The sequence below is a fragment of the Moorena sp. SIO4A1 genome, from assembly GCF_010672065.1.
Lineage (GTDB): Bacteria > Cyanobacteriota > Cyanobacteriia > Cyanobacteriales > Coleofasciculaceae > Moorena.
In genome coordinates, this window is record NZ_JAAHHX010000016.1 from 142662 (window position 1) to 168150 (window position 25489).

The following is a 25489-nucleotide window of genomic DNA, read 5'->3' on the forward strand; positions in this document are numbered from 1 at the left end:
GCCTAGTTGGACTTGGCTGAAAAAAGTGCAATAGTGCTAGGAATCAAGGCTTAATATGGTCATGCTCCTGGCGCTATATCACATTTTTACATTTTTCTGGCGCTTACCCTGCCTTTTGCCCTTTTGCCGTTTTCCTTTTCCCTTTTTCGATGCCTTCATACCTCGTTTCTTTTTAGGTTGAGGCTCGTTTGCCTGTGCTGCCTCTAGTTTCTCTAGTTCCTCTTGTTCTTGGCGATTGATTTCGGGCAACTTGAGCACAACACCAGTAATCAACCAATAATAGACTGCCACTGGATCTACATCCAAGGGATAGTAATAGGTTTGGTAGCTAATAAACAAAATAAGTACCCAATAGCTGGCACCGATACTCCGCAAATCCTTGTTTTTCACTGAGCGGTAAGCCTTGAAGGTAAGTACAGTAATAGCAGTTACAAATACTAGAAAAGCCAGCAGCCCCAGCGGACCAACTTCATGCATCACTTTGGGAAACCAAGTTTCTACCAAACTGGTTTTACCGAAAACACGAGCAGAGTTAGTCGCTCGTCCTAATCCCAGACCAATTAATGAGCCTCTGAGTCTATGCCAGGTAAAAGCAAATTGATTAAGGATAAAATCATCCGCTGGTGCAGCTTCCCAACGACCGATCAAACTATCTATCCGTTCCTGAACTACTTCAGGAAAAGCAGTTGCAGCAATTCCCAATAAAAGTCCTAATCCCCCCAAAATAGGTAAAAATCGTTTAAGGTTAGTGACTTGACCCGTTAAAACCAGCAAGATTAAAGTTACGGTTGGCACCAAAGCCAGAGCAATCCGCTGACCAGAGACTACTGCCAGAACAAAAACCGATGCCATGGCACCTAAACCAACACTTCGCCAACGAGCTGAGGGGTCGCTGAAAGCAGTAGCAAAGCTAAAAAAGGCATTAGAAATCAGGAACCAGCCCCACTGCCAAGGGGCAACAAAGGTTCCCGGTAAGCGGATTTGTCCCACTTGAGGACTATACAATAAAGACCCACCCACAAAACATCTAGCATCTAGGGAAGCTTTGAATAAGGCAGCCCCGTGTCTGAATTGGGTTCCAGCGCATCTACCAGTTTTGAGCATCATGTACTGAATAAAGGCAAGGCTACAGCAAATAATAGCCAGAACTGTGAACATCCTTGAGAGGAATAGTAATTCTTTCTTGCTACGTATCAGGTAGTAGGCACAAAAGATTAAGGGAATGTATCCCAAAAAAACTTTCAAACCCAAAATTCCCATCAGTATCGGCTGTCCATCTTCGCAGGTTATACCTCTACGCATCCCTGGTAGATCTGAACAAGGGGGAAGTAGTTGCTGGGAGCCATTAGCAAACAAAAGTGTCAGCAAACTTGATGCGCACACAATGCCTAAGGGTAGCATTAGGGATTTGGCTACGATGATCGGTTTTCTTTCCTGCTTACACTGCTGTAATAGACCAATCAAAGCAGGGATATAGATACCATCTTTAGCCAGCTGAAGCAGTGGACTATTGCCAATGGAGTAAATGATTGTGCCACTAAAAGGCATATAGATCAGGAATGCCCAAAGTGCTTTGCGAGGATATTTATAGGACAGAACCAGACAAGGCAGACCAGCTACTGCAGCTGCACCAGCTTTAGGATCAACCACCAGAGCCAGCAACACCCCGATAATCGCTCCAAAAGCTGCTGTCATAGTGATGATTTGGATGACTTCTTTACGCGCCCGTTGCGCTCGGCGTTTTTGAGCTAACTGTTGCTTCAGATTTAAGGTTGTGGTCTCAGATGGCGTTTTCCCTTTCTTTGATGACTTAGATTTTGACCGACCTTTGACCATGGCAGAACCATCCCATTGTCTATCGATGTTATTATTTATTAATTTGGCATGTTCAAGTTGAAATTGGTGTTTGCGCGATGATCAAGCCAGCTTGTACAAGCCAAATTCATCACAAATTGATTTGCTCAACGCCTTTCGATTGAAGATGTTAAAGGATAATCTGTCTTCATTTGCTGATATATTCTCACCAGTACCAAGGATATAAACACTACCAGAAAAGGGTAATGGTTTTAGAGGGGTTCCCTTGTTGGCAAGAATATTTTTTACTTTCTCATGATCAATATAAAACTTGTAGTATCCATAACCGCGATTGTATTCAGGTTTCTCAGGTAACTCTAATAAATCCCATCTAATAATATTCGCTGTACCCGACATTCGATAGAATTGTTTTCGTTTTAAATACAAACAATCTTCTCCATCTCGATACTTATAACCTCTATTAATAAACCAGCCATTTCCCTGAGGATTTTGCCTAACAAATTCCGCTAACTGTTTGCTAACACAATCATCGGCATCGACATTCATAGCATGAGTTGGGTCAAATCGACGAGCATAGGTTAATCCTGTCAAAACCTTACGTCCTTTGTCTGTCAATCCTATAGCTATGGGGTTTTTCTCTTTGGGAGTAGGATAATCAACCTCAAGATAAATGATATGGGGATGACTGAATGTAATCTCTGGCTTTTCATTACAAACAACAATTACTCTAAATTCCGATGATGTTTGATTACATACTGATTTTATACACCGTTCAAATAATTTAGATACATGTTCCCAAGACTTGGAAACATTTCGACTCTTGAGTGGAATTACGAAAACTAGCATGATTAACCTATCTTGATAGAAAAACAAGGTAAAAAACTCCCATTAATTTGACTAATTGAGCCAAAGTAACAGGAGTTTTAATGTTAGGGTGAGGTTGCCATGGCGTTATTGGAACCTTGCAAAGAATCAAGCATTTCGTCAGCTATAAGCTAACCAAAATACTGCCAATAGTTTCCTATGCACCCCTATTAAGTATTAAGTTCAGGGTTTTTAACCCTTTTTCCTGACCCTTTCCACCGATCTGGTTTTTGACCGTAGATGGGCAAGGAGTTCTCCTCAAGAGAGACTCAGATCAGGGTTGATGATTTACCGTCAACCATAAACCGTCAACCGTCAACCGTCAACCGTCAACACAACCCGATCACTGAACCGATCTAAGTTAACAAAGATACAAGTTAACTATGCAACTGCTCAGAATAGTTGCTGGAAACATTTTGATCAATCAGTTAGCTAAATATCGCTCAACGACATTAACTAACTCTGATGTCCAGTGGTGAGCAAGTTTAGAATTGGCCGCTTCGACCATCACCCGGATCACGGGTTCAGTACCAGAAGCACGAACCAGAATTCGACCTTGGTCTCCCATGGCTGCTTCCCCTTTTGCGATCGCATTCGTGATCGCCTCACACTCTTGCCATCCACGTCGGCGTTCTCGGTCTTCTACCCTGACATTACGCAGCAGTTGGGGATAAGTCTGGAAACTTTGGTCTACTAACTGCCCTAAGGTCATCCCAGATTCATGCACCAAAGAAGCTATATGTAAAGCAGTTAACATGCCATCCCCAGTCAGACCATAATGGTGACAGATGATATGTCCCGATTGCTCACCCCCTAGCATAGCTCCAGTTTGGAGCATTTTAGCTTGGACATGCTGATCTCCGACCGCTGTCCGTAGGAATTTACCCCCCAACTGCTTCCAGGCTCGTTCAAATCCTAAATTTGCCATTACCGTTGCGACCATTAGGTCTTCTGGTAGCTTTTGGGCAGCACGTAAGGTTTGACCCCAAAAATAGAGGATATAATCTCCATTGATCTCCCGACCGTGGGCATCTACTGCCATCAATCGGTCTGCATCACCATCAAACGCAAACCCAAGATCTGCTTGGTATTCTTTTACCGCAGCTTTGAGGGGTTCGAGGTGAGTCGAGCCACAATTGACATTAATGCGATCGCCATCTGCCTGGTCATGTAAGCAAATGACTTGTGCCCCCAACTGCTCAAATACTTGTCCTGAGAGTCGCACTGCTGCCCCCCAAGCCAAATCCAGCACAATCTTCATCCCTTGTAAATTCGTCACTCCTTTCAGAGGACAATGAAGTGCTGCGGCATAATCGGTGACCAACCCTGGGCGATAGTGATACTTCCCTTGGGTTTTACTCACTACACCCTGATCAGTAAAACCCCTCAATCCAGCTTCTATATGCTTTTGCAGCTCCTGAGATAGCTTAGTGCCTTTCCCGCTAAAAAACTTAATCCCATTGTCTTCTGGAGGATTATGACTAGCGGAAATCATCACACCCCCGATGGCACTTGTAGCACTGCACAGGTAGGCAACACCGGGAGTGGGACATAATCCCAGGTGCCAAACCTCTAGACCTGCTGTAGTCAGCCCCTTAGCTAAGGCTGTTGCCAACATATCACTAGAGTTGCGCGAATCCTGCCCCAAAATCACCGGTCCTGGTACAGCTGAGTATTCCTGTAACACCAGACCAGCCCAGAAACCCACTTGTAAAGCCAAATCTTCACTGAGCAATGTTCCTGCTCGTCCCCGAATGCCATCGGTACCGAATAATGGGGTTGTCGGTAGAGTTAGGGGTTGCCAAGGTAACCTGACATTGGGGCAGTTCATTGGCTGATTCTTGGATGAGAACTCAGCACTATTCCATCCCTGGATACGGACAGGGGATGTAACCATAATTTCAATTTCCTCACATTACACACTCACTGTGGAGAATAACACTTTATTTTGCTTTGGTAGATATTCATCAATACATCCAACCCATAGTTGTGATCCCATACATGCTTGTGATCAGATTATGATCCAAGTACATTCAGATTATGATCCAAGTACATATAGCCCTGTGAGCGCTTTGGCCAGAGTTTATCAAAGATTTACTCAACCATTGACTAACTAGATCAAACTAGATTTACCCCTGTTAGGCTTCTGGCAAGACTTTATCAAAATTAACTAACTAAATCCAAATACACTTAGCTCCCAAGGGCCTTCGGGCAAAACTTTACCAAAATTTACCTTCTTCCCTTGGAACTTAGCAGCCACCACCTGGCAATGATCCTGAATTAAACACCAGCATTCTCCAACAACTTTTCCATAGTTTCCAAACTCAGTCCTTGGTGAAGATAACGAGGAGACTGTGGATTATAGGGAGCAGCCACTCGATCTATGCTAATGATCTTTGCCTGTGGTGGTAAGACCGCTACATCTGGGTCAAAGGATGTCGGGCGCATTAAAGAACTGGAAAAACCTTTAAAAATAGCAATTTGATCCTGTTCACCAGCGATCTGTGCGGTAACGATCAATACTTCTTTTGGGCGTTTGATGGTGTATTGTTCTAGACGCCTACCAATGGAATCCATCATCTGTGAGTTGTCAGTTGTTAGTTTTTAGTTGTGGCGTTGCCTATTAGCAGGATATGATAAACGGTTTAGCTTTATCGTACTGGTGGTGACCATAAAATCTGATTAGCGCGATTTACCTGTAGGTTAAGTAGAATTCCGAATCCGTTAATCAATCTTTATTTTGGTAAGTATTCAGCTATCAGGCTATGCGCTACCGGCACGCTACGGGAATGGCTGACGGCTGACGGCTGACCCCTGAGTGCTGTTCGCGCAGCGTGCGCGAGCGCCCATAGGCTTACCTCCTTTGAACCAAGACTCCCCCGGCATAAGCGCCGTGGGGAGTCTCAAAGAAGATGCTACTGCCCTACAAAATCCAAAGCCATAACCCATTTCATGGTTCAATAGCTGATCGTCCTTGTTTGCCGAGTCGAAACAGAACGAAATAGCTTAAGTAAAGGACATAAAAGAATAATCCCACCATTCCCATAAAACCCAAAAATCCAGGGGTATAACCAGCATGGAAATACTGTTTGAATAACAAAGGCGGCTGCCTCAACACCTGACAAAATCCAGATGTGATTGCTCCTGGGACAAAGGCACAACGTAGAAATGGAATACTGGCAATTGTCCCCAGAGTACAGTAAATAGTCATTGCCCAACGCCAAGATGTCAGTGCTAGCTTCAAGGGAGTAGCTGGTCTATCATCAATCTCCTCATTCAAGTCAATCCAAAACCACAGGGAGATCGGGATTAGAATACGGGAGCTCAAAGCAGACACATAAGCAATCGGCCAACCGACAATCAACAAGTAAACTGTAATCGCTAGGAGACTGGAAACACGCCAATAGATAATCAACAGCCGTACCATCGCATCTGCTTTCTGGAAAAATGCCCAAATTAGCAGCATCAAGGGGATAAATACTGTGAACAGAACTGCCAAACGGTAGTCCATCCAAACCAGTAATTGAATAATTTCATCTTGCATTGCTTGTTGCCGAAATGACCTTGATCTATGTTATTTCACCAATGCCCATACTGGAAATCTAGAAACAAAGCCAAGGAAAGCATCAGGCCAGTAACGCCACCAAAAAGGGTAGCAGGAGGAAACCATAATAGCGGTGACACCCGTGGCGAATTAAATTCGCCAACGAAAAGCGCACCGGGGGATTCCCTCCTGCTACCCTTATGCAGAGTATTTGGCAGAACAATCCTAGAGTCTAGTCGTCATATACCCGGCACTCAGCTGCGTCAGGATTATCATCACAGTACTGCTCAAGGGAGTTTTTGGGCTCGGTATTTTGCCGCTGATGGGAAGCCTCTGCTTGTAGTTCTTCTACGTTATCCCAAGCTACTGCACATTCTGCTGAAGACGCCCCTTCAGTATCACAAACGGCTCTAGCTTGTTCACGCTCTTGGTCTATTTTCTCTTGTAATTCGCTCATCTGTCTTTCGCTTTTATAACTTGATTATGTCTATTTTTATTTTGCTGATAGGATGGGTAGTAGTCACCAACCGCGCTTAGCAAAATTGTTAACGATAGGAGGCTTAATAACTAGTAATTTCGTTGACAAGCCGACTTAGTTGCTTAGGTTTTGTGCAACTCCTATCAGGGGTAAGGTTTGCCGGACTTCGTCCCGCTTCCGGGAACGGCAGCGATGCAGCGCCGACCTGCGGGGGTTTCCCCCATGAGCGACTGCATCAAGACAATGTTGTAAAGGGTGGTTGGGCTAGCAGCACATGTTTCCCTCACCTTAACTACTAGGGACATTAACTACTAGGGACAGGGCTACGAACTGGCGGTGATTCGTAGGTGTCGTGACCATTACAACCAGCGGACTAATGTCCATTACCTGCATCTTAGCTAGGAAATTCTGGATTAACCAGAAATTACCAGGGAATTAACTAAGAGCGCTACAATTAGCTACTCTAATTTCTTAGGTTAAAGCAAAAGACATGCTATAACACAAATTTGTTCTTTATTTTTTAAGGTTCTCCCAATTTTCCCTTACCCCCTAATCGCTTACACCACTTATATAACTCTTAACCCATTCCCCTTTTAATCGACAGATCTTGACATAGCGGTGCGACAATCATGGGAATTTAATTCTTAATGGGTCAAGCGCACCGGGCTAACTTAATAGGGTGGTTGGGGTGGAAGTCACCTTTAGCCATTACCCTTCTTACCATGGCTGACTTGAGGAAGGACTTCGAGTTAGAGGAACTGCGAATTTAAGGGATCCTGTCTGATTTATCCCTCTATATTAGGAATTGTTACCCTTAAATTGCAGTAGAGGGGATGGCTAATATGGCAACGATTGATAGTTAGGCAGATCTAGGGAGATTTCTTAAGGAGCCGCGCGCCTTAAGAAAAACAGTTTCTAACCGCGCTAACGCGCTTCTTTGGATAAACACTAACTTAGATTACGTTATATTAATTTTAGTGTCCCACAACAAATCCTCTGGTCATTATCAGGTAAGGCTTAGTGGAAGTCTGTGGTAATTCACCGTTATCATAAAACCTTGAGGAGTGGCCAATCCCCTCAATAGGGAATGGTATCGGGAGTGAAATAGGTAGAATAGATGGCTAATGTGATCAAGTGGGCAAATGCTCTATCAACCCGTGCATCATTAGAAGCGGCAGTGGCCGAAGTGGCAGACTGCCTTGAAAAGTCCTTGCCTTCAAAAGCAGATTTGGGTCTGGTGTTCATCTCATCTGCCTATGCCAGTGAGTATCCTCGCCTCATCCCCCTGCTCCAGGAACGATTGTCTTTACCCGTGCTGATTGGTTGTGGTGGGAGTGGCATCATTGGGATGAACACCAATGGGTTACCTGTGGAAGTTGAGGGAGTACCAGCCCTAAGCCTCAGCCTAGCCTGTTTGCCTGATGTTAGTGTCCAGAGCTTTCATATCTCTGGAGATGCCTTGCCAGATTTGGATAGTCCTCCTGATGCTTGGGTGGACTTGATTGGCATTTCCCCCCAAGAGCAGCCCCAGTTTATTTTATTCTCTGACCCCTCGTCATCTAAAATTAATGATTTGCTCCAAGGGTTGGATTATGCTTATCCAGGGTCAGTCAAGGTAGGAGGAGTGGCTAGTGGTAGCTCTATGATGGTTAAGAATGGCTTGTTTTGCCTGAAAGACCAGACCCAAGTGGCAAAGTCTCTTTACCATGAAGGAACTGTGGGGGTTGCTCTAAGCGGCAATATTCTATTAGAAACCATTGTTGCTCAAGGCTGTCGTCCTATCGGTCAAACCTATCAGGTGACTAAAGCAGACCAGAATATCCTGCTGGAATTGACAGCCCTTGAGCCAGGCAAGATCACCACCGCTGAGCCAGCATCCCATCCCCCATTAATGGTGTTGCGCGAGTTAATCCAAAGTATGGATGAGGCAGACCGTAAGCTGGCACAACATTCACTCTTTGTGGGAGTTGCCCGAGATGAGTTTAAACAACAGTTGGATCCCGGAGACTTTCTGATCCGCAATCTGTTAGGTGTAGATCCGAGGATTGGTGCGATCGCTATTGCTGATCGGATTCGACCCGGTCAACGTATTCAGTTCCACCTCAGAGATGCTCAAACTTCAGAGGAAGACTTGGCACTTCTTCTTGAGGACTATCAAAAGCAAACTAACACCACTCAAGCTGCTGGTGCTTTGATGTTTTCCTGTCTGGGGCGAGGAGAAGGGCTTTACGGTAAACCTAATTTTGATTCCCAAATGTTCCACCGTTACATCAAGGATATTCAGCTAGCGGGCTTCTTCTGTAACGGGGAAATTGGACCAGTAGGCAGTAGTACGTTTTTGCACGGCTTCACCTCAGTTTTTGGGATTTTCCGTGCTAAACAGTAACAATACAGAATTAAGGATGAAGAATTAAGAATTAAGAATTAAGAATGAAAAATCAACTAATTCTAAATTCTAAATTCTAAATTCTGGGCAATCAGTAACTACCTGAGTACTGACATAGCTTTAACTAGATGATTGTTATATTATTTTTCTACTCCCTTTGACTCCCCAGCATTAAGCTGAGTTCGTAAGCGCACAGAGTCAGCGTGAGATGGTAGACCTTCTGCTTCAGCAAGAGTCTCAATAGCACCAGCCACTTTATGGAGGGCTCGGTCGGAATACTGAATCAAACTGGAGTGCTTCATAAAGGTTTCCACACCTAAGGCAGAAGCATAACGAGCAGCACCTGAAGTTGGTAGGGTGTGATTTGGTCCAGCTAAGTAATCACCTACTGCTTCAGGGGTTGACTTACCCAAGAAAATTGCCCCAGCGTGGTGGATATAGTCTAGTAAGTCCCAAGGTTGGGTAATTTCTAGTTCTAAGTGCTCTGGAGCAAACTCATCAGACAGTTGTGCTGCCACTTCTAAAGAATCAACAACAACGATTAGACCATAGTGAGCGATCGCTTTTTCTGTCAACAGGCGTCGTGGATGGTCTTTTAGTTGCTGCTGCACTTGCACCTGCACTTGTTTGGCTAATTGAGCATCAGTGGTCAGGAGAATTGCTGCTGCCATTGGGTCATGTTCTGCCTGAGCCAATAGATCGACAGCCACATGAACTGGATTAGCTCCCTGATCTGCAATAATTAATACCTCAGAAGGACCAGCCAGGGAGTCAATCCCTACAATACCGTAAACCAGTTTCTTGGCTAGGGTTACGTAAATGTTCCCCGGACCGCTAATCACATCCACATTGGGAATGGTTTCGGTCCCAAAGGCTAAGGCTGCTATTGCTTGGGCACCACCTACCCGGTAAATCTCATCAATACCAGCTTCCTGAGCAGCCACAAGCACAGCCGGATTAATGCTTTGATCAGGTCTTGGTGGGGTGACCATTACAATTTTTTTAACCTGAGCTACCTTGGCTGGAATAGCATTCATTAACACAGTACTGGGATAGGACGCCCTACCTCCAGGAACATATAGTCCAGCCTTATCTACAGGAGTGTAGCGCTTCCCTAAAACCACATCATCTTCACCAAATTGCACCCAGGATTTGGGAACTCGTTGTCGATGAAATGCCTCGATTTGTCTGGCGGCTAATTGAATCGCATCCAGTAATTCCTTGGAGACCTGTTGGTAAGCCGCATCTAGTTCCGAACCGCTGACTCGCAGTTGTTCTCGACTCAATTTCAGCTGATCAAATTCCTCAGTGTAGTGCAGGAGCGCTACGTCTCCTTGGCGCTTCACTGCCTGTAAAACTTCCCTTACAGTTGCCTCTTTGTTCAGCATTTGGTCAGAAGCCGTGCGATCGCGGATACGTCGCAGTTCAGTTTGTGCCTCAGCCTGCTCAGTTATGATTCGCAGCATGGAGTCGGAGTGCCCATCACGCTAGTGTTGCTCGTCCTAGACCAGGTTTATACACTTATCCTGATCAAAGGTGTCTATGTTTCCTGGACTTACTTTAAGAATATAGCTTAAAGAGGGTGATGCTTGGGTTACGCTATGGGTGTTGATACTAGTTTAGTATTATATATGGTATGATGTTATTTCTGGTATCATACCATTTTATATGGGATGTAACTCCCAAACTAAATATAAGTTAAGTAAACACTGCTGTGGCTAATAACAATTCTGCCCTCAAACGCATAAAAATCGCCGAACGGAACCGAATTCGGAACAAAGCCTACAAATCAGCGGTGAAAACGCTGACCAAGAACTATTGTGCTGCCTTAGAAGAGTACGAACGCCAACCAAGTCCGGAAGCCTTGGAAGAAGTCAAACGTCGAATGTCAGAAGCATACAGCAAAATTGACAAGGCTGTCAAGCGTAAGGTGCTCCATCGCAATAATGGCGCTCGGAAAAAAGCAAGTCTTGCCAAAAAGCTCAAAGCTATAGAGGCTCAACTTAACGCTAGTGTGACCGAATCACCTGCTGTATGATCAGATTGCCAGGCCTCACCTGGCGGAGCGCTAAGTGGTGATTAGTTGAGCAAAAACCGCTGTAAATTAAACTAAAACTAGATAAATAGATTAAAAACTGTATTGATGCAGTTGATTGATACCCACGTCCATATCAACTTCGATGTCTTTGAGTCGGAGTTAGAGCAATTACGGCACCGATGGCTAGAAGCTGGTGTGGTTCGTCTAGTTCACTCTTGCGTAGAACCGTCTGAGTTTACAGGCATCCAAGCTCTAGCAGAGCGATTTCCCGAACTCTCCTTTGCGGTAGGCTTGCACCCCTTAGATACCGAAAAATGGACTTCCGAAACGGAAAATCAGATTTTGACCCTAGCGCGCTCTGATTCTAGGGTCGTAGCTATTGGAGAAACGGGTTTGGATTTCTATAAAGCAAAGAACCAACAACACCAAATAGAAGTGTTCAAAGCCCAACTAGGGATTGCCCACCAACTCGGCTTGCCACTGATTATCCACTGCCGTGACGCTGCTGCAGAAATGAGGGGCATACTGCAAGAATTTTGGCAAAGTACCGGATCAATAAGAGGCGTGATGCACTGTTGGGGAGGTAATCCTCAACAGACACAGTGGTTTTTGGATTTGGGATTTTACATAAGCTTCAGTGGCATTGTGACCTTTAAGAATGCCACTCAGGTAAAAGAATCAGCCACCATGGTACCTAGCGATCGCCTACTCATCGAAACGGATTGTCCGTTCCTTGCACCAGTCCCCAAGCGAGGAAAACGAAATGAACCAGCCTATGTCCGCTATGTAGGCGAGTGCGTTGCCCAATTACGAGGGATATCTCTAGAAGAGTTGGCTGCTCAGACCACCCAAAATGCCTGTCAGCTTTTTGGTCTTAGCCTATCAACAGCAACTGCTGGAAAAATAGGGATTGGGTAAATCTCAACCAGACCTGAAAGGGGAAAACCTAAAGGTAGGTTCTTGATAATCTCAAATCCCTTACTCTGCTATGGTTCAGTAGAAAGAGAATAATGCGGAGACTCCTAGGCTTGCGGTGAACACCTATAAGAGGAAATAACAGGAAATAATCCGACTCTCCGACTCTTTGAATAGTACTTTTGGAAGAGGCTTACCGAGGGATGGTTGACAAAAGTGGAATCAGATGCTACCCTAGGTATTCTGAAGACAACTAACCCAACGATAAGCCCCACAACGGTTTTAGTCTCCAGCTAAGCACACCCTAAGCACAACCCATGTGTAGGGCAGGGCACATCGACGGTGACAAGTGTAAAAACCACAACTAGCACTGGGAGCAATTACTCCAAGTCCAGTATAGTCCAGTATAGTGTTTTTGTTGTTTTCCTGATGCCTGAGTTTCTGTCAATCTAGTAATAGACATGGTTTAAAATCCCACAGATGGATGCGCGAGAAGTTGAAGATTAAAGGCACTCTAAGCCATTTGATTCAAAACTATGAACATCCTATACCTAGAGTAGGGTTACCTGAGGTCGCAGGTGTTCAGCTTAAGAATTCCACGTTTACTTTATCTGTGGGAGTGTCAATTCTAACAGTTGATCTAGTATCTATTAGCTCGAACCCAAGTTTTAAGCAATTGTTCAAGTACAAGTACTGCCTTGGGAAGGGAATCAAAATCGGCGCTGACTTAAAAAGAGTGAAGAACAGACCCCATGACTAATCAGACTTACACAACAGCTACCTATATGTTGCCAGACTTAGTTGAAATTCAGCGTGCTAGCTTTCGCTGGTTCTTGGAGGAGGGGCTAATTGAAGAACTCAATAGCTTCTCGCCGATTACCGACTACACTGGCAAAATGGAGCTGCACTTCTTGGGTAAAAACTACAGGCTTAAGTCTCCTAAATATGATGTGGATGAAGCCAAGCGGCGAGACAGTACCTATGCCGTACAAATGTACGTTCATACCCGCCTGATTAATAAAGAAACTGGGGAGATCAAGGAACAAGAAGTCTTCATCGGTGATTTGCCTCTGATGACAGACCGAGGCACATTTATCATTAACGGTGCTGAGCGAGTCATTGTTAACCAAATTGTTCGCTCTCCTGGAGTTTACTACAAGTCTGAAACTGATAAAAACGGACGTCGTACCTACTCAGCATCCTTGATTCCCAACCGGGGTGCTTGGTTGAAGTTTGAAACCGATAAAAATAACTTAGTGTGGGTGCGCATCGACAAAACCCGTAAACTTTCTGCACAGGTGCTTTTAAAAGCCTTGGGGCTTGGTGATAGTGAGATTATAGATGCTCTGCGCCATCCAGACTACTATCAAAAAACCCTTGACAAAGAAGGGAACCCCAGTGAAGAAGAAGCCCTGCTTGAGCTGTACCGAAAGCTGCGTCCTGGGGAACCTCCTACTGTTAGTGGTGGTCAGCAGTTATTGGAATCCCGTTTCTTTGACCAGAAGCGTTATGACCTAGGTCGGGTCGGTCGCTACAAAATCAATAAAAAACTACGACTGAATATTCCTGACACCGTAAGGGTATTGACCCCCCAAGACATACTCGGGGCAATTGATTACCTAATCAACCTGGAATTTGACATTGGTAGCACAGATGATATTGACCACCTAGGAAATCGCCGAGTGCGCTCTGTTGGTGAACTGTTGCAAAACCAAGTGCGGGTGGGACTAAATCGCCTAGAGCGGATTATTCGGGAACGGATGACCGTTTCAGAATCCGATACCCTTACCCCAGCCTCATTGGTCAACCCCAAACCCCTAGTAGCAGCGATTAAGGAATTTTTTGGGTCCTCTCAGCTTTCCCAGTTTATGGATCAAACCAATCCATTAGCTGAATTGACCCATAAACGGCGTCTGTCTGCCCTAGGTCCTGGGGGGTTAACTCGCGAACGGGCAGGTTTTGCAGTGCGGGATATTCATCCATCTCACTATGGCAGAATTTGCCCCATTGAAACTCCAGAAGGTCCCAATGCGGGTCTGATTGGCTCCTTGGCAACCCACGCTCGGGTGAATAATTATGGTTTTATTGAAACTCCTTCTTACCCTGTAGAAAATGGGCGAGTCCTAAAAGACCGACCGCCCTTGTACATGACCGCAGATGAAGAAGATGACCTGAGGGTAGCACCAGGAGATATTGCCTTAGATGAGGAAGGTTACATCCTGGGAGAGTCTGTACCAGTTCGATATCGACAAGAATTCACCACCACCACCCCTGACCAAGTGGACTATGTGGCGGTATCACCAGTGCAAATTATCTCCGTTGCCACCTCTCTAATTCCCTTCTTAGAACATGATGATGCCAACCGAGCTCTGATGGGCTCAAATATGCAGCGGCAAGCTGTGCCATTGCTTCGACCTGAGCGCCCCTTAGTGGGAACAGGATTGGAAGCCCAGGCCGCTCGGGACTCGGGTATGGTCGTGGTGGCTGCCAGTGATGGTGAGGTGGTGTATGTCGATGCCAACACAATTCGGTTACAGCCTTATCAAACCATCACAGATACCCCAGCCCTGCCAGGGGAACCGGGCAATGAGAATGAGTTAGAATACCCTCGCCCTGTTCAACCAAAAGAAACCCCAGCAATTATTGAATACTCTCTCCAAAAGTACCAGCGCTCTAACCAAGATACCTGCTTGAATCAACGACCCTTGGTGTATGTAGGAGATGAAGTTGTGGCGGGTCAGGTACTGGCAGATGGTTCTGCTACAGAAGGCGGTGAAATCGCCCTGGGACAAAATATTCTAGTAGCTTATATGCCTTGGGAAGGCTATAACTACGAAGATGCCATCCTAGTTAGTGAACGGCTAGTTTACGATGATGTCTACACAAGTATTCACGTTGAAAAGTATGAAATAGAAGCGCGACAGACTAAACTAGGTCCGGAGGAAATAACCCGAGAAATTCCCAATGTGGGGGAAGATGCCCTGCGCCAGTTAGATGAAACCGGGATCATTCGGATTGGAGCCTGGGTAGAAGCTGGGGATATCTTGGTGGGGAAAGTTACTCCCAAGGGGGAATCAGACCAGCCACCAGAAGAAAAACTCTTGCGAGCTATATTTGGGGAAAAAGCTAGGGATGTACGGGACAATTCTCTGCGAGTCCCCAATGGTGAAAAAGGGCGTGTGGTAGATGTGCGGGTATTTACCAGAGAGCAAGGGGATGAACTGCCACCGGGAGCCAACATGGTAGTGCGTGTATATGTGGCTCAGAAACGGAAAATCCAGGTTGGTGACAAAATGGCAGGTCGTCACGGCAATAAAGGAATTATTTCCCGGATTTTGCCCATCGAAGATATGCCCTACCTGCCGGATGGTACACCTGTAGATATTGTACTCAACCCCCTGGGAGTACCCAGTCGGATGAATGTGGGTCAGGTATTTGAATGTCTATTAGGATGGGCTGGGGAACACCTGAATGCCCGATTTAAGCTTACTCCCTTCGACGAAATGTACGGCGCAGAAGCATCCCGCCTCACAGTCCATAACAAGCTTAAAGAAGCCAGTGATCAACCTGGTAAAGAGTGGGTATTTAATCCCGACCATGCTGGAAAAATTACTGTATACGATGGTCGTACCGGAGAAGCCTTTGACCAACCAGTCACAGTGGGGCAAGCCTATATGCTCAAGCTCGTCCACTTGGTAGACGATAAAATTCACGCTCGCTCCACCGGACCGTACTCCCTAGTCACCCAGCAACCCTTGGGGGGTAAAGCCCAACAAGGTGGTCAGCGGTTTGGGGAAATGGAAGTCTGGGCATTAGAAGCATTTGGAGCATCTTACACCCTCCAAGAATTGCTCACTGTCAAATCAGACGATATGCAAGGGCGCAATGAAGCTCTCAATGCCATTGTGAAAGGAAAAGCTATTCCCAGACCTGGTACTCCCGAATCCTTCAAGGTACTGATGCGAGAACTCCAATCCTTAGGACTCGACATAGCTGTTCACAAAGTGGAAACCACAGAAGATGGTAGTAGCAATGATATGGAAGTGGATTTAATGACCGATTCAGAACGCCATCGCACACCACGCTCACCAACTTATGAATCCCTCAACCAGGAAGAGTTGGAAGAAGAACAAGCCTAAAAGGTGGCTCTATAGGAGTGTCTGTGAATAGGGAAATGACAAAATTATGAAAAGCCAAATAGAACAGCGGTTTGACTACGTAAAAATTGGTATTGCCTCTCCTGAGAGAATTCGTCAATGGGGAGAAAGGACTCTGCCGAACGGTCAAATGGTCGGTGAAGTGACTAAGCCAGAAACCATTAACTATCGCACCCTCAAACCGGAGATGGATGGGCTGTTCTGTGAGCGCATCTTTGGTCCAGCTAAAGACTGGGAATGCCATTGTGGTAAGTACAAGCGGGTGCGCCACCGAGGTATTGTCTGTGAACGCTGTGGTGTGGAAGTGACCGAGTCCCGGGTAAGGCGTCACCGTATGGGATACATTAAACTAGCCGCACCCGTGGCTCACGTCTGGTATCTCAAAGGTATTCCTAGCTACCTCAGTATTTTGCTTGATATGCCCCTGCGGGATGTAGAACAGATTGTCTACTTCAACGCCTACGTAGTACTAAACCCAGGTAATGCGGAAAACCTCAGCTATAAACAGCTGCTCACCGAAGACCAATGGCTGGAAATCGAGGAGCAGCTCTATAGCGAAGACTCAGATCTATCTGGGGTAGACGTGGGGATTGGGGCTGAGGCTCTGCAACGACTCCTACAGGATTTGGATTTAGACGCGATCGCAGAAAAGCTGCGAGAAGAAATTGCGGCTTCTAAAGGTCAAAAGCGAGCTAAGCTCATCAAACGGTTGCGAGTGATTGACAACTTTATTGGCACCGGGGCTCAGCCAGATTGGATGGTGCTGAGTGTCATCCCTGTCATTCCCCCCGACCTGCGACCGATGGTGCAACTGGATGGGGGTCGCTTTGCTACCTCTGACTTGAATGACCTCTATCGACGAGTCATCAACCGCAACAATCGACTAGCCCGGTTGCAGGAAATTCTGGCACCTGAAATCATTGTCCGCAATGAAAAGCGGATGCTTCAGGAAGCTGTGGATGCCCTGATTGACAATGGCAGGCGAGGACGGACAGTCGTAGGGGCAAACAATCGACCCCTGAAGTCCCTCTCTGACATTATCGAAGGTAAACAGGGTCGCTTCCGGCAAAACCTGCTAGGAAAACGGGTGGATTACTCCGGACGCTCAGTGATTGTAGTCGGCCCAAACCTGCATATCCACCAGTGTGGTTTGCCCAGAGAGATGGCGATTGAGCTGTTTCAACCTTTTGTGATTCACCGCCTGATTCGTCAGGGTTTGGTGAATAACATCAAAGCAGCTAAAAAATTGATTCAACGGGGAGATCCCACTGTGTGGGACGTACTCGAAGAAGTGATTGCAGGTCACCCGGTGATGCTAAATCGAGCCCCAACTCTACACCGACTAGGAATTCAAGCCTTTGAACCTATTTTGGTAGAAGGTCGTGCCATTCAACTGCACCCCTTAGTCTGTCCAGCGTTTAATGCGGACTTTGATGGCGACCAGATGGCAGTACATGTGCCTCTATCCCTAGAATCCCAAGCAGAGGCTAGGTTGTTAATGCTGGCATCGAACAATATTCTCTCACCAGCAACAGGTCGCCCCATTATAGCACCGAGTCAAGATATGGTCTTGGGATGCTATTATCTAACCGCCAAAAATCCCAATGCAACCAAGGGAGCAGGTCGTTACTTTGCTAACCTCGAGGATGCAATCAAAGCCTACGAACAAAAGCAAGTACACCTCCATGCCTATATTTGGGTGCGCTATGACGGCATAGTTGACACAGACGAACCAGACAAGGAGATGATTTCTGAAGAATCTTCACCCGATGGTATGGTGAGCAAAGTCTACAAAAACCGGCGAGTGAGGGAAACAGCCGATGGTGAACTTATTTCCCAGTACATCCGCACCACCGCAGGTCGGATCATCTACAACAAAACTATTCAAGAAGCCCTATGGGGCTAGGTAAAAGGATTGTGACAGTTAACCAAAGTGTCCACTAATTTACCAAAATATTCCACTATTTGGTAGATTATAAGGATGGCACTCGTACCACTTCGTAAGGCGGTCGAACTTACGGGACTATCTAGGAACACTCTGAGGAAATATGCGGACGATGGAACGATCAAATGCGAAAAAACTCCAGGAGGAACAAGGTTTTTTGACACAGAAAGCCTGCTCAGTCTGGGGCGAAGACAACCAAGACAGCCAGCTACCATCTGTTACTGCCGAGTCAGCAGTAGCAAACAATTTGACGACCTCGCCAGGCAAATTGCCTACATGCACTCCCTCTTCCCGGAAGCGGAAATCATCAAAGACATCGGATCAGGTCTCAACTATAAACGCAAAGGTCTTAGAACCATACTGGAACGGCTTGTGCGAGGAGATCAGCTCACGATTGCTGTTGCCTGTCGAGACAGACTTACCAGATTTGGATTTGAACTCATTGAGTACTTGGTCAGTCTCAACGGTGGAAAAATCCTGGTTCTCGACCAACCTGAAAGTTGCCCCGAGGCTGAACTCACGGCAGATCTTCTCTCCATCATTCACGTCTTCTCCTGTAGAGTCCACGGACTCAGAAAGTACGGGACAAAAATCAAAGAAGATAAGAGTGTTCCTAAACTCTGAACAGCGTGCAATTATCCGCCACTGGTTTGGAGTGTCCCGTTATGTTTTTAATAAAACTGTAAAAATACTAGAAAATGGCGAAAACAAAGCTAACTGGTTTGCCATTAAAACTGAAATACTAAACAACCTTCCCGAGTGGTGCAAGACAGTACCTTATCAAATTAAATCCATAGCGATTAAGGATGCTTGCACGGCTGTCAGGGAAGCCAAGAAGAAGTATAAAAATACTGGCCAAATTAATCGGGTTAGGTTTAGGTCTCGAAGGTAGATTTTGGTAGCTAAAAAGTATCGGTAAGCATTTAGAATGCGCGAATTTAGAATGCGCGAATTTAGAATTAGGAAATTCAAGAGAATGTATAATTTAGAATGTATAATTTAGAATGTAAGATGTTCAAGCTGAGGGGGTGACATGAGCCCATAAAAGCTTACTATATAAGGCTTTGATGCCAATGATATCAGGGAATATACAGTCGTCAATTGACCCTCTTTTCATTTTATGGAAGCTCAAACCCTGATAACTGCATCCAAGGTCGCGCCCAAAACAGCATGTATCTTTTGATAACTGATGGGATTAAATTATTACCCAGTAAGGTTTTAAGCTTGCATGTACCCCCCCCCAGATTCTAAATTAACCCATTCTAAATTCTAAATTAATCCATTCTAAATTCTAAATTAACCCATTCTAAATTATTAATTAGTCATCCCCTTTAAAAGCATCATGGCAGATAAAAAAGCTCAAAAAGAATTAATTTTTTATAACCGGATTGTTGATAAAGGCCGGTTAAAAAAGCTGATATCTTGGGCCTATACCAAATACGGCAGTGCCCGGACAGCCCAAATGGCAGACAAACTCAAAGATCTGGGGTTCCGCTATGCTACCCAGGCGGGGGTTTCTATCAGTGTAGATGACCTGCAAGTGCCACCAGCTAAACGCCAGATGTTAGATGAGGCGGAAGCTATGATTCGTGCCACAGAAGGCCGGTTCACTAGGGGTGAAATTACTGAAGTTGAACGGTTTCAAAAAGTTATCGATACCTGGAACGGAACCTCTGAGGCTCTCAAAGATGAGGTCGTCCGTAACTTCAAAGACACAAACCCCCTAAATTCAGTGTACATGATGGCTTTTTCCGGAGCACGGGGTAACTTGTCTCAGGTGCGGCAATTGGTAGGTATGCGGGGTCTGATGGCTAATCCCCAAGGTGAAATTATTGACCTACCGATTAAGACTAACTTCCGGGAAGGCTTAACGGTAACGGAATACATTATCTCATCCTACGGAGCCCGCAAAGGCTTGGTGGATACTGCCCTGAGAACAGCTGACTCTGGTTACCTCACCCGTCGTCTGGTAGATGTTTCCCAGGACGTGATTGTACGAGACCTTGATTGTGGCACCACTCGGGGCATCAAAATCACACCGATGACCGATGGCGATCGCGTTTTAATTTCCCTAGCGGATAAGCTCTTAGGTCGAATTGTAGCAGAGGAATTGGTTCATCCAAAAACCGGGAAAGTAATTGCTAAACAAAACCAAGATGTATCTGATGAACTAGCCAAAGAGATTGAATCGTCTGGTATTAAAGAGGTAATGGTGCGATCGCCTCTAACCTGTGAAGCCCAGCGGTCAGTTTGCCAGAGATGCTATGGTTGGAGCTTAGCTCATGGGCACATGGTGGATTTGGGCGAAGCGGTGGGGATTATTGCTGCCCAGTCTATTGGGGAACCAGGAACTCAGTTGACTATGCGAACCTTCCACACGGGGGGTGTGTTTACCGGGGAAGTGGCACGCCAGCTCTCTGCTCCCATGAAGGGTGTAGTAAGCTTTGGTAAAAACCTACGTACCCGCCAAGTTAGGACTCGCCACGGTGACGACCGTCAACAAGTGGAACTAGCTGGGGATCTGATTTTGCAACCCACCAATGGCTCTGGCAAAACCTTTCCTTTAACAGCGGGCTCCTTGGTCTTAGTCAGTGATGGGCAAACAGTCAGCAAGGGTGATCTCTTAGCAGAAGTAGCCCTGAGTAAAAGCCGTCCTTCCACAGAAAAAGCGGCTAAGGATGTGGCATCGGACTTAGCCGGGGAAGTGCTATTTGCGGACTTAGTCCCTGAGGAAAAAACAGATCGACAGGGTAATACAACTCGGATTGCCCAACGTAGCGGTTTACTCTGGATTTTATCTGGGGACGTCTATAACCTACCCCCTGGTGCGGAACCAGTGGTGAAAAATGGGGATAGTGTAGAGATTGGGACAGTGCTGGCGGAAACTAAATTAGTCACACTCAACGGTGGTGTGGTGCGACTGACCCCAGGCAAAAGAGAAATTGACATTATCACCGCTTCCGTCCGCTTGGATCAATCACAGGTGAGAATGGAAAGCACGGGGGGTCGGGAACAATATGTGATTCACACCGCCAATAATCAGCACTTTTCCCTGAAGGCAACCCCTGGCACAAAGGTAGTCAACCACCAGGTGGTAGCGGAACTGATTGATGACCAATACTACACTAAAACCGGTGGCATTATTAAATATGCTGGTGTAGAGGTGGCTAAACGGGGTAAAGCCAAGCAAGGTTACGAAGTTACCAAAGGCGGTACCTTACTCTGGATTCCGGAAGAATGCCATGAGGTCAACAAGGATATTTCCTTGCTGCTTGTGGAAGACGGTCAATATGTGGAAGCAGGCACAGAAGTGGTTAAGGATATCTTCTGTCAGTCGTCCGGTGTAGTGGAAGTTGTCCAAAAAAATGACATCCTCCGGGAAATTGTGGTTAAGCCTGGGGAATTTCATCTGGTGGATAACCTGCCAGAGAACATGACCAGTGAGGGTCAGCTGATCTATCCCGGCTCCGAGGAGTTGCCAGGGATAACGGTAGACAACCTCTGTTATGGAGAAGCAGTGGATACACCTGATGGTATGGGACTGCTGCTGCGGCCAGTGACGGAGTTTGCTGTACCAGATGAGCCAGCGGTTCCCTCTCAGGCGTCCATTAATACCCAAGATTCCAACGAAGCTACCCAAGGAACCCAGATTGAATTGCGAGCCATCCAACGCATTCCCTATAAGGATGGAGAACGGGTCAAGTCTGTAGATGGGGTGGAATTACTCCGCACCCAGTTGGTATTGGAAATGAGCAACCCCGATGGTAGCAGTGACCATACTAGTAGTTCATCCCAGCTGAGTGCTGACATTGAGTTAGTTGCTACTGAGGAGGAGGAAGCCTCTGAGGATATGCGATTACAACTGGTGATCCTGGAGTCGTTGGTGCTTCGCCGGGATACCAATGCAGATCCGTTAGGGGGCAATACCAAAACCCGGGTTTTAGTCAAAGATGGGGACGAAATTCCTCCAGGTGCGGTAGTGGCTCGAACAGAAATTCAGTGCAAGGAAGCTGGTGAAATCCGGGGGATTCAAGAAGGATTGGAAGCCATTCGCCGAGTACTGGTGGTCAGGGATGCTGACCGAGTGACAATGCCGATTACCTCTCCTGCCACAGTTAAAGTAGGGGATTTGGTCGTTGGTACCAACACCTTAGCTGAAGGGACACCTGCTCAAGAATCAGGTCAGGTGGTTCAGGTAAGGGATGATGCCGTTATCCTGCGACTGGCTCGTCCATACCGAGTTTCTGCGGGGGCAATTTTGCAAATTGACAAGGGAGATTTGGTGCAGCGGGGTGATAACCTGGTGCTACTGGTGTTTGAACGGGCCAAGACAGGGGATATTATCCAAGGTTTGCCCAGGATTGAAGAACTACTAGAAGCTCGCAAACCCAAAGAAGCCTGTATCTTGGCCAGACGTCCTGGAGAAGCCCAGGTGATTTATGAAGAAGGCGAAACCGTTGATATCAAGGTCATTGAGTCAGACGGAGTCGTGACCGATTACCCGATTTCCCCTGGGCAAAATGCTATTGTTTCCGATGGTCAGCAAGTCGGTACCGCTGAACCCATCACCGATGGCCCAGCCAATCCCCATGAAATTTTAGAGATTTTCTTCAACTACTGTCTCGAAAAGAGAGGTGTCTACGAAGCGGCTTTAAAGGGATTGCAACAGGCACAGGCATTTTTGGTCAATGAAGTTCAGTCGGTGTATCAGTCTCAAGGCATTGATATTGCTGATAAGCATATTGAGGTGATTGTTCGTCAGATGACCTCTAAAGTGAGGGTAGACGATGGTGGTGATACCACTATGCTACCAGGAGAACTCGTGGAGTTGCGGCAGATTGAGACAGTGAATGAAGCAATGGCGATCACTGGTGGTGCCCCAGCTCAGTATACACCTGTACTACTGGGAATTACCAAAGCATCCCTTAATACCGATTCATTTATCTCTGCTGCCAGCTTCCAAGAAACTACTCGTGTGCTGACAGAAGCAGCGATCGAAGGTAAATCTGACTGGCTCAGGGGTCTGAAGGAGAATGTCATCATTGGACGTCTGATTCCCGCAGGGACTGGCTTCAATGCTTACCAAGAGAGCAATCTTGGTAGTCCAGAACCAGAATTCGACCATGGGAGTAGCATGGTCTATGGCTATGGTGAACCCGCCGATAGTGCTGAATTACAGCAAGGCAACCTGCTTGATGATAACACAGCCCGTGTTTACAGCTTAGATGAGGAGAGTGATTTGGCTGCTGATCCTAGCAACTTAGACCTCTTGAATGGAAATTTTCCAGAATAAGATTGAACTTACCCCTGGATAAATCCTGGGAAAAACAAGGGCGTCTGATCATGAGCTTTTTAAAAGCTTTTCATCAGACGCCCTTACGGTATTATTTAGTATGATTCATTCCTATCACCAGACTTCAAGCTAGCTGTATGCTTAGGTCTGGATGCAGCCGCTCATCGGGTTTCCACGGGGATTACAAGGTGCGGAGGCAACCCTGGGCACACAGCCCCCAATGATTTATAATACACCGGTGCTGGACTAACGTAGTGTCATATTAAAATAAGAAGAAGGGGTTATAAACATGACAACTGTCAGTAAAAGTGAAAAACTCAAGGAAATACAGGAAGCCTATAAAAATAGTAATAAAATGGCTTATGAGTTGTGTAGAGTATTTGAACAGGTCTGGCAAGTTGCTCCAGATGAATCAGCCTTAGCAATAGCCAATAAGATTATGTCAAAAGACATATCTTATTTTATGTTTGTGTTTGATTTGGACACCGAGGAAGGTTATAGCGAAAAGCTCAAACAGGCTAGCAAGGAATCATTTAGAAGTCGTAGAGAATGGCGTCAAAAATTAGAAGACTTAGAAGAAAAAAAACAGCTGGAAGCAGAAGAAGAGGAAGTTAAGGAAAATTTGTTAAAGTTACTAAGTGATTCTAGCGCTGATACTGATAGCAATATCAGAGAAAATTTATTAGATATAGTAAAAGCTTGTCTTTGATTAAACCAGACCATTACCCGGCTCTATACATTTTCGGTTTTAGGGATTGCTGTTCCCTTTGCTATAGAACAGGTATGTAAGCATTCAGCTGTCAGTAGTCAGCCGTGAGCTAAAGGCTCACGCTACTTGAGGTGCTTTGTGGCACAGGCTTCGACCCTGGGACTTTCCGTTTTATTCAAAAGCTGTTCGGTGTAGCTCGCCCATAACTACCTCAAGTAGCACCTCAAGTAGCGCATAAGCTGATAGCTGATAGCTGAATGCTTACGAATTAATCGGGCGTTGCGTCAGTCTTTGAATGAATATTCGTAGAGTGGGCATCCTGCCCGCCCCAAAATAAGCATGAAACTGGCAAGATGCCAGTTCCACCAAGATGCCTATTCCACAGGTGCGCGCCCGAACGCGCCCCACGTCGGCTTTGCCGATAGGTGCGACCCAAGGGCGAGTAAATCGCCCTTGGGTCGCACCAAAGCGCGAATTTAATAATTAGATGCGGAAAGCGCACCTAAACACTCTTAAAATCATTCCATTATTAAGCAACGCCATTAATCGTGGGTTGTATCGCTCCAAAGATGGCCATTTAATTAATGCCGACCGTAATTGGTGCATGGAATATTGGTCGCAAAAGTAAGCACAATGGTTTTACCGGAGTGTCTAGAGGTTGCTTGGCACAACCAACAAAACTTTATGTTCTGTGAATCCCCGTCCTTCAGGTCCCGGAGCTGTCAACCCTTGGCTTAACGACTGCAATCAGAAAAGCGATCGCTTTTCTGAAATCTCAACTAAACAGGATTAGCCAGTGATTAGCCTTGAGTCTTAGCAGTGATTGTGATCCCCTTTGCTGCCCAGTGTTGCGTCAGTGCTGACTTCCAAATGTAAACTTTTGTAAATATCTGCATAATTTCCTGAGCTTGACCTGATACTTACTTGGATGGTGTAGTTGTAAACTTTTGTAAATAAATTATGGAATTTGCTGGATTCTCTGTTGAGTCTTTGATAAAATTTACAGCCCTTGTAAGTTTTCCATGGTGCTGATCAAACCAGGTCTAAGCTAATACACATTTACTTGGCATTAGCTGATTGGTTGCAATGTGATTGACGGTGAACAGTCAACGGTTGACTGTCAACGATCAACTGTAACGTTGATGCTTTAGCCACAGTCTGTAAGGGTTTACAAGTTTTATATCAAGGAAGGCAAGCAAATGGCGCAGGGTGCGTTTTATCAAGAAGATGAACTTTTATTAGAAGCAGTAAAGCTCTGGGATTTAGACAATTTATATATAGATATAGGCGAACAAAAACAGAGGGAAACCCAGAATAAAACCACACTTACACCAGTATAAAAAGT

The 25489-nt window shown here is 45.9% G+C and carries 17 protein-coding genes and 1 pseudogene; 10 read left to right on the plus strand and 8 right to left on the minus strand.

Annotated elements, in window-relative coordinates; genetic code table 11:
• Positions 1 to 78: 78 nt before the first annotated feature.
• The 7 genes from hpsL to F6K53_RS15345 form a co-directional block, all read right to left on the minus strand.
• Positions 79 to 1836, minus strand: coding sequence for a hormogonium polysaccharide biosynthesis protein HpsL (hpsL, locus tag F6K53_RS15315; protein ID WP_293069065.1), 1758 nt, complete (start codon positions 1834 to 1836; stop codon positions 79 to 81).
• 81 nt (positions 1837 to 1917) lie between these two features.
• Positions 1918 to 2661, minus strand: coding sequence for a glycosyltransferase family A protein (locus tag F6K53_RS15320; RefSeq protein WP_293069068.1), 744 nt, complete (start codon positions 2659 to 2661; stop codon positions 1918 to 1920).
• Between the two features lie 442 nt (positions 2662 to 3103).
• A complete protein-coding gene (gene glmM, locus F6K53_RS15325) occupies positions 3104 to 4576 on the minus strand; it encodes a phosphoglucosamine mutase (protein ID WP_293025736.1) in 1473 nt (490 codons plus the stop codon).
• A 383-nt stretch (positions 4577 to 4959) separates the two neighbouring features.
• Positions 4960 to 5259, minus strand: coding sequence for a hypothetical protein (locus tag F6K53_RS15330; protein WP_293025738.1), 300 nt, complete (start codon positions 5257 to 5259; stop codon positions 4960 to 4962).
• A gap of 201 nt (positions 5260 to 5460) precedes the next feature.
• Complete coding sequence (locus F6K53_RS15335) at positions 5461 to 5640, minus strand: hypothetical protein (protein WP_293042649.1); 180 nt, start codon at positions 5638 to 5640, stop codon at positions 5461 to 5463.
• Complete coding sequence (locus tag F6K53_RS15340) at positions 5630 to 6223, minus strand: DUF3177 family protein (RefSeq protein WP_293025742.1); 594 nt, start codon at positions 6221 to 6223, stop codon at positions 5630 to 5632. Before F6K53_RS15340 ends, F6K53_RS15335 begins: the two co-directional genes overlap by 11 nt.
• Positions 6224 to 6455: 232 nt before the next feature.
• A complete protein-coding gene (locus F6K53_RS15345; protein WP_293025744.1) occupies positions 6456 to 6680 on the minus strand; it encodes a Calvin cycle protein CP12 in 225 nt (74 codons plus the stop codon).
• A 1138-nt stretch (positions 6681 to 7818) separates the two neighbouring features.
• On the opposite strand from F6K53_RS15345, the gene F6K53_RS15350 reads away from it, so the two are divergent.
• Positions 7819 to 9087 carry an FIST N-terminal domain-containing protein gene (locus tag F6K53_RS15350; RefSeq protein WP_293071992.1) on the plus strand — a complete coding sequence of 423 codons (1269 nt, stop codon included), beginning with the start codon at positions 7819 to 7821 and terminating at the stop codon, positions 9085 to 9087.
• A 140-nt stretch (positions 9088 to 9227) separates the two neighbouring features.
• Here the strand turns inward: F6K53_RS15350 and hisD are convergent, their stop codons facing one another.
• The gene (hisD, locus tag F6K53_RS15355) at positions 9228 to 10553 is read right to left on the minus strand and encodes a histidinol dehydrogenase (RefSeq protein ID WP_293071991.1); all 1326 of its coding nucleotides are present in this window, start codon (positions 10551 to 10553) and stop codon (positions 9228 to 9230) included.
• A 248-nt stretch (positions 10554 to 10801) separates the two neighbouring features.
• Here hisD and rpsT point away from each other — a divergent pair, with 248 nt between their 5' ends.
• From rpsT to F6K53_RS15400, 9 genes and pseudogenes are all read left to right on the plus strand, one after another.
• Entirely contained in the window at positions 10802 to 11125 is a 324-nt protein-coding gene (gene rpsT / locus F6K53_RS15360) for a 30S ribosomal protein S20 (RefSeq protein WP_293071990.1), read from the plus strand.
• A gap of 105 nt (positions 11126 to 11230) precedes the next feature.
• The gene (locus tag F6K53_RS15365) at positions 11231 to 12043 is read left to right on the plus strand and encodes a TatD family hydrolase (protein ID WP_293071989.1); all 813 of its coding nucleotides are present in this window, start codon (positions 11231 to 11233) and stop codon (positions 12041 to 12043) included.
• A 749-nt stretch (positions 12044 to 12792) separates the two neighbouring features.
• Entirely contained in the window at positions 12793 to 16179 is a 3387-nt protein-coding gene (gene rpoB / locus F6K53_RS15370) for a DNA-directed RNA polymerase subunit beta (protein ID WP_293025777.1), read from the plus strand.
• A 46-nt stretch (positions 16180 to 16225) separates the two neighbouring features.
• The gene (locus F6K53_RS15375; RefSeq protein WP_293070655.1) at positions 16226 to 18103 is read left to right on the plus strand and encodes a DNA-directed RNA polymerase subunit gamma; all 1878 of its coding nucleotides are present in this window, start codon (positions 16226 to 16228) and stop codon (positions 18101 to 18103) included.
• Positions 18104 to 18178: 75 nt separating this feature from the next.
• A complete protein-coding gene (locus F6K53_RS15380) occupies positions 18179 to 18766 on the plus strand; it encodes an IS607 family transposase (protein ID WP_293025773.1) in 588 nt (195 codons plus the stop codon).
• Positions 18750 to 19031 (plus strand): annotated as a pseudogene (locus F6K53_RS15385) (helix-turn-helix domain-containing protein); the annotation flags it as partial. The gene F6K53_RS15380 and the pseudogene F6K53_RS15385, both read left to right, overlap by 17 nt.
• A gap of 453 nt (positions 19032 to 19484) precedes the next feature.
• The gene (locus tag F6K53_RS15390) at positions 19485 to 23435 is read left to right on the plus strand and encodes a DNA-directed RNA polymerase subunit beta' (protein WP_293070657.1); all 3951 of its coding nucleotides are present in this window, start codon (positions 19485 to 19487) and stop codon (positions 23433 to 23435) included.
• Positions 23436 to 23724: 289 nt separating this feature from the next.
• A complete protein-coding gene (locus tag F6K53_RS15395) occupies positions 23725 to 24144 on the plus strand; it encodes a hypothetical protein (RefSeq protein ID WP_293070659.1) in 420 nt (139 codons plus the stop codon).
• Between the two features lie 1199 nt (positions 24145 to 25343).
• Positions 25344 to 25484: a hypothetical protein gene (locus F6K53_RS15400; RefSeq protein WP_293070661.1), complete on the plus strand. Its 141-nt coding sequence runs from the start codon at positions 25344 to 25346 to the stop codon at positions 25482 to 25484.
• Positions 25485 to 25489 lie beyond the last annotated feature (5 nt).

Bases quoted from the DNA above. Each gene is read 5' to 3' on its own strand.
- hpsL (WP_293069065.1), bottom strand. From the start codon at position 1,836: ATGGTCAAAGGTCGGTCAAAATCTAAGTCATCAAAGAAAGGGAAAACG.
- F6K53_RS15320 (WP_293069068.1), bottom strand. From the start codon at position 2,661: ATGCTAGTTTTCGTAATTCCACTCAAGAGTCGAAATGTTTCCAAGTCT.
- glmM (WP_293025736.1), bottom strand. From the start codon at position 4,576: ATGGTTACATCCCCTGTCCGTATCCAGGGATGGAATAGTGCTGAGTTC.
- F6K53_RS15330 (WP_293025738.1), bottom strand. From the start codon at position 5,259: ATGATGGATTCCATTGGTAGGCGTCTAGAACAATACACCATCAAACGC.
- F6K53_RS15340 (WP_293025742.1), bottom strand. From the start codon at position 6,223: ATGCAAGATGAAATTATTCAATTACTGGTTTGGATGGACTACCGTTTG.
- F6K53_RS15345 (WP_293025744.1), bottom strand. From the start codon at position 6,680: ATGAGCGAATTACAAGAGAAAATAGACCAAGAGCGTGAACAAGCTAGA.
- F6K53_RS15350 (WP_293071992.1), top strand. From the start codon at position 7,819: ATGGCTAATGTGATCAAGTGGGCAAATGCTCTATCAACCCGTGCATCA.
- hisD (WP_293071991.1), bottom strand. From the start codon at position 10,553: ATGCTGCGAATCATAACTGAGCAGGCTGAGGCACAAACTGAACTGCGA.
- F6K53_RS15365 (WP_293071989.1), top strand. From the start codon at position 11,231: ATGCAGTTGATTGATACCCACGTCCATATCAACTTCGATGTCTTTGAG.
- rpoB (WP_293025777.1), top strand. From the start codon at position 12,793: ATGACTAATCAGACTTACACAACAGCTACCTATATGTTGCCAGACTTA.
- F6K53_RS15375 (WP_293070655.1), top strand. From the start codon at position 16,226: ATGAAAAGCCAAATAGAACAGCGGTTTGACTACGTAAAAATTGGTATT.
- F6K53_RS15380 (WP_293025773.1), top strand. From the start codon at position 18,179: ATGGCACTCGTACCACTTCGTAAGGCGGTCGAACTTACGGGACTATCT.
- F6K53_RS15390 (WP_293070657.1), top strand. From the start codon at position 19,485: ATGGCAGATAAAAAAGCTCAAAAAGAATTAATTTTTTATAACCGGATT.
- F6K53_RS15395 (WP_293070659.1), top strand. From the start codon at position 23,725: ATGACAACTGTCAGTAAAAGTGAAAAACTCAAGGAAATACAGGAAGCC.
- F6K53_RS15400 (WP_293070661.1), top strand. From the start codon at position 25,344: ATGGCGCAGGGTGCGTTTTATCAAGAAGATGAACTTTTATTAGAAGCA.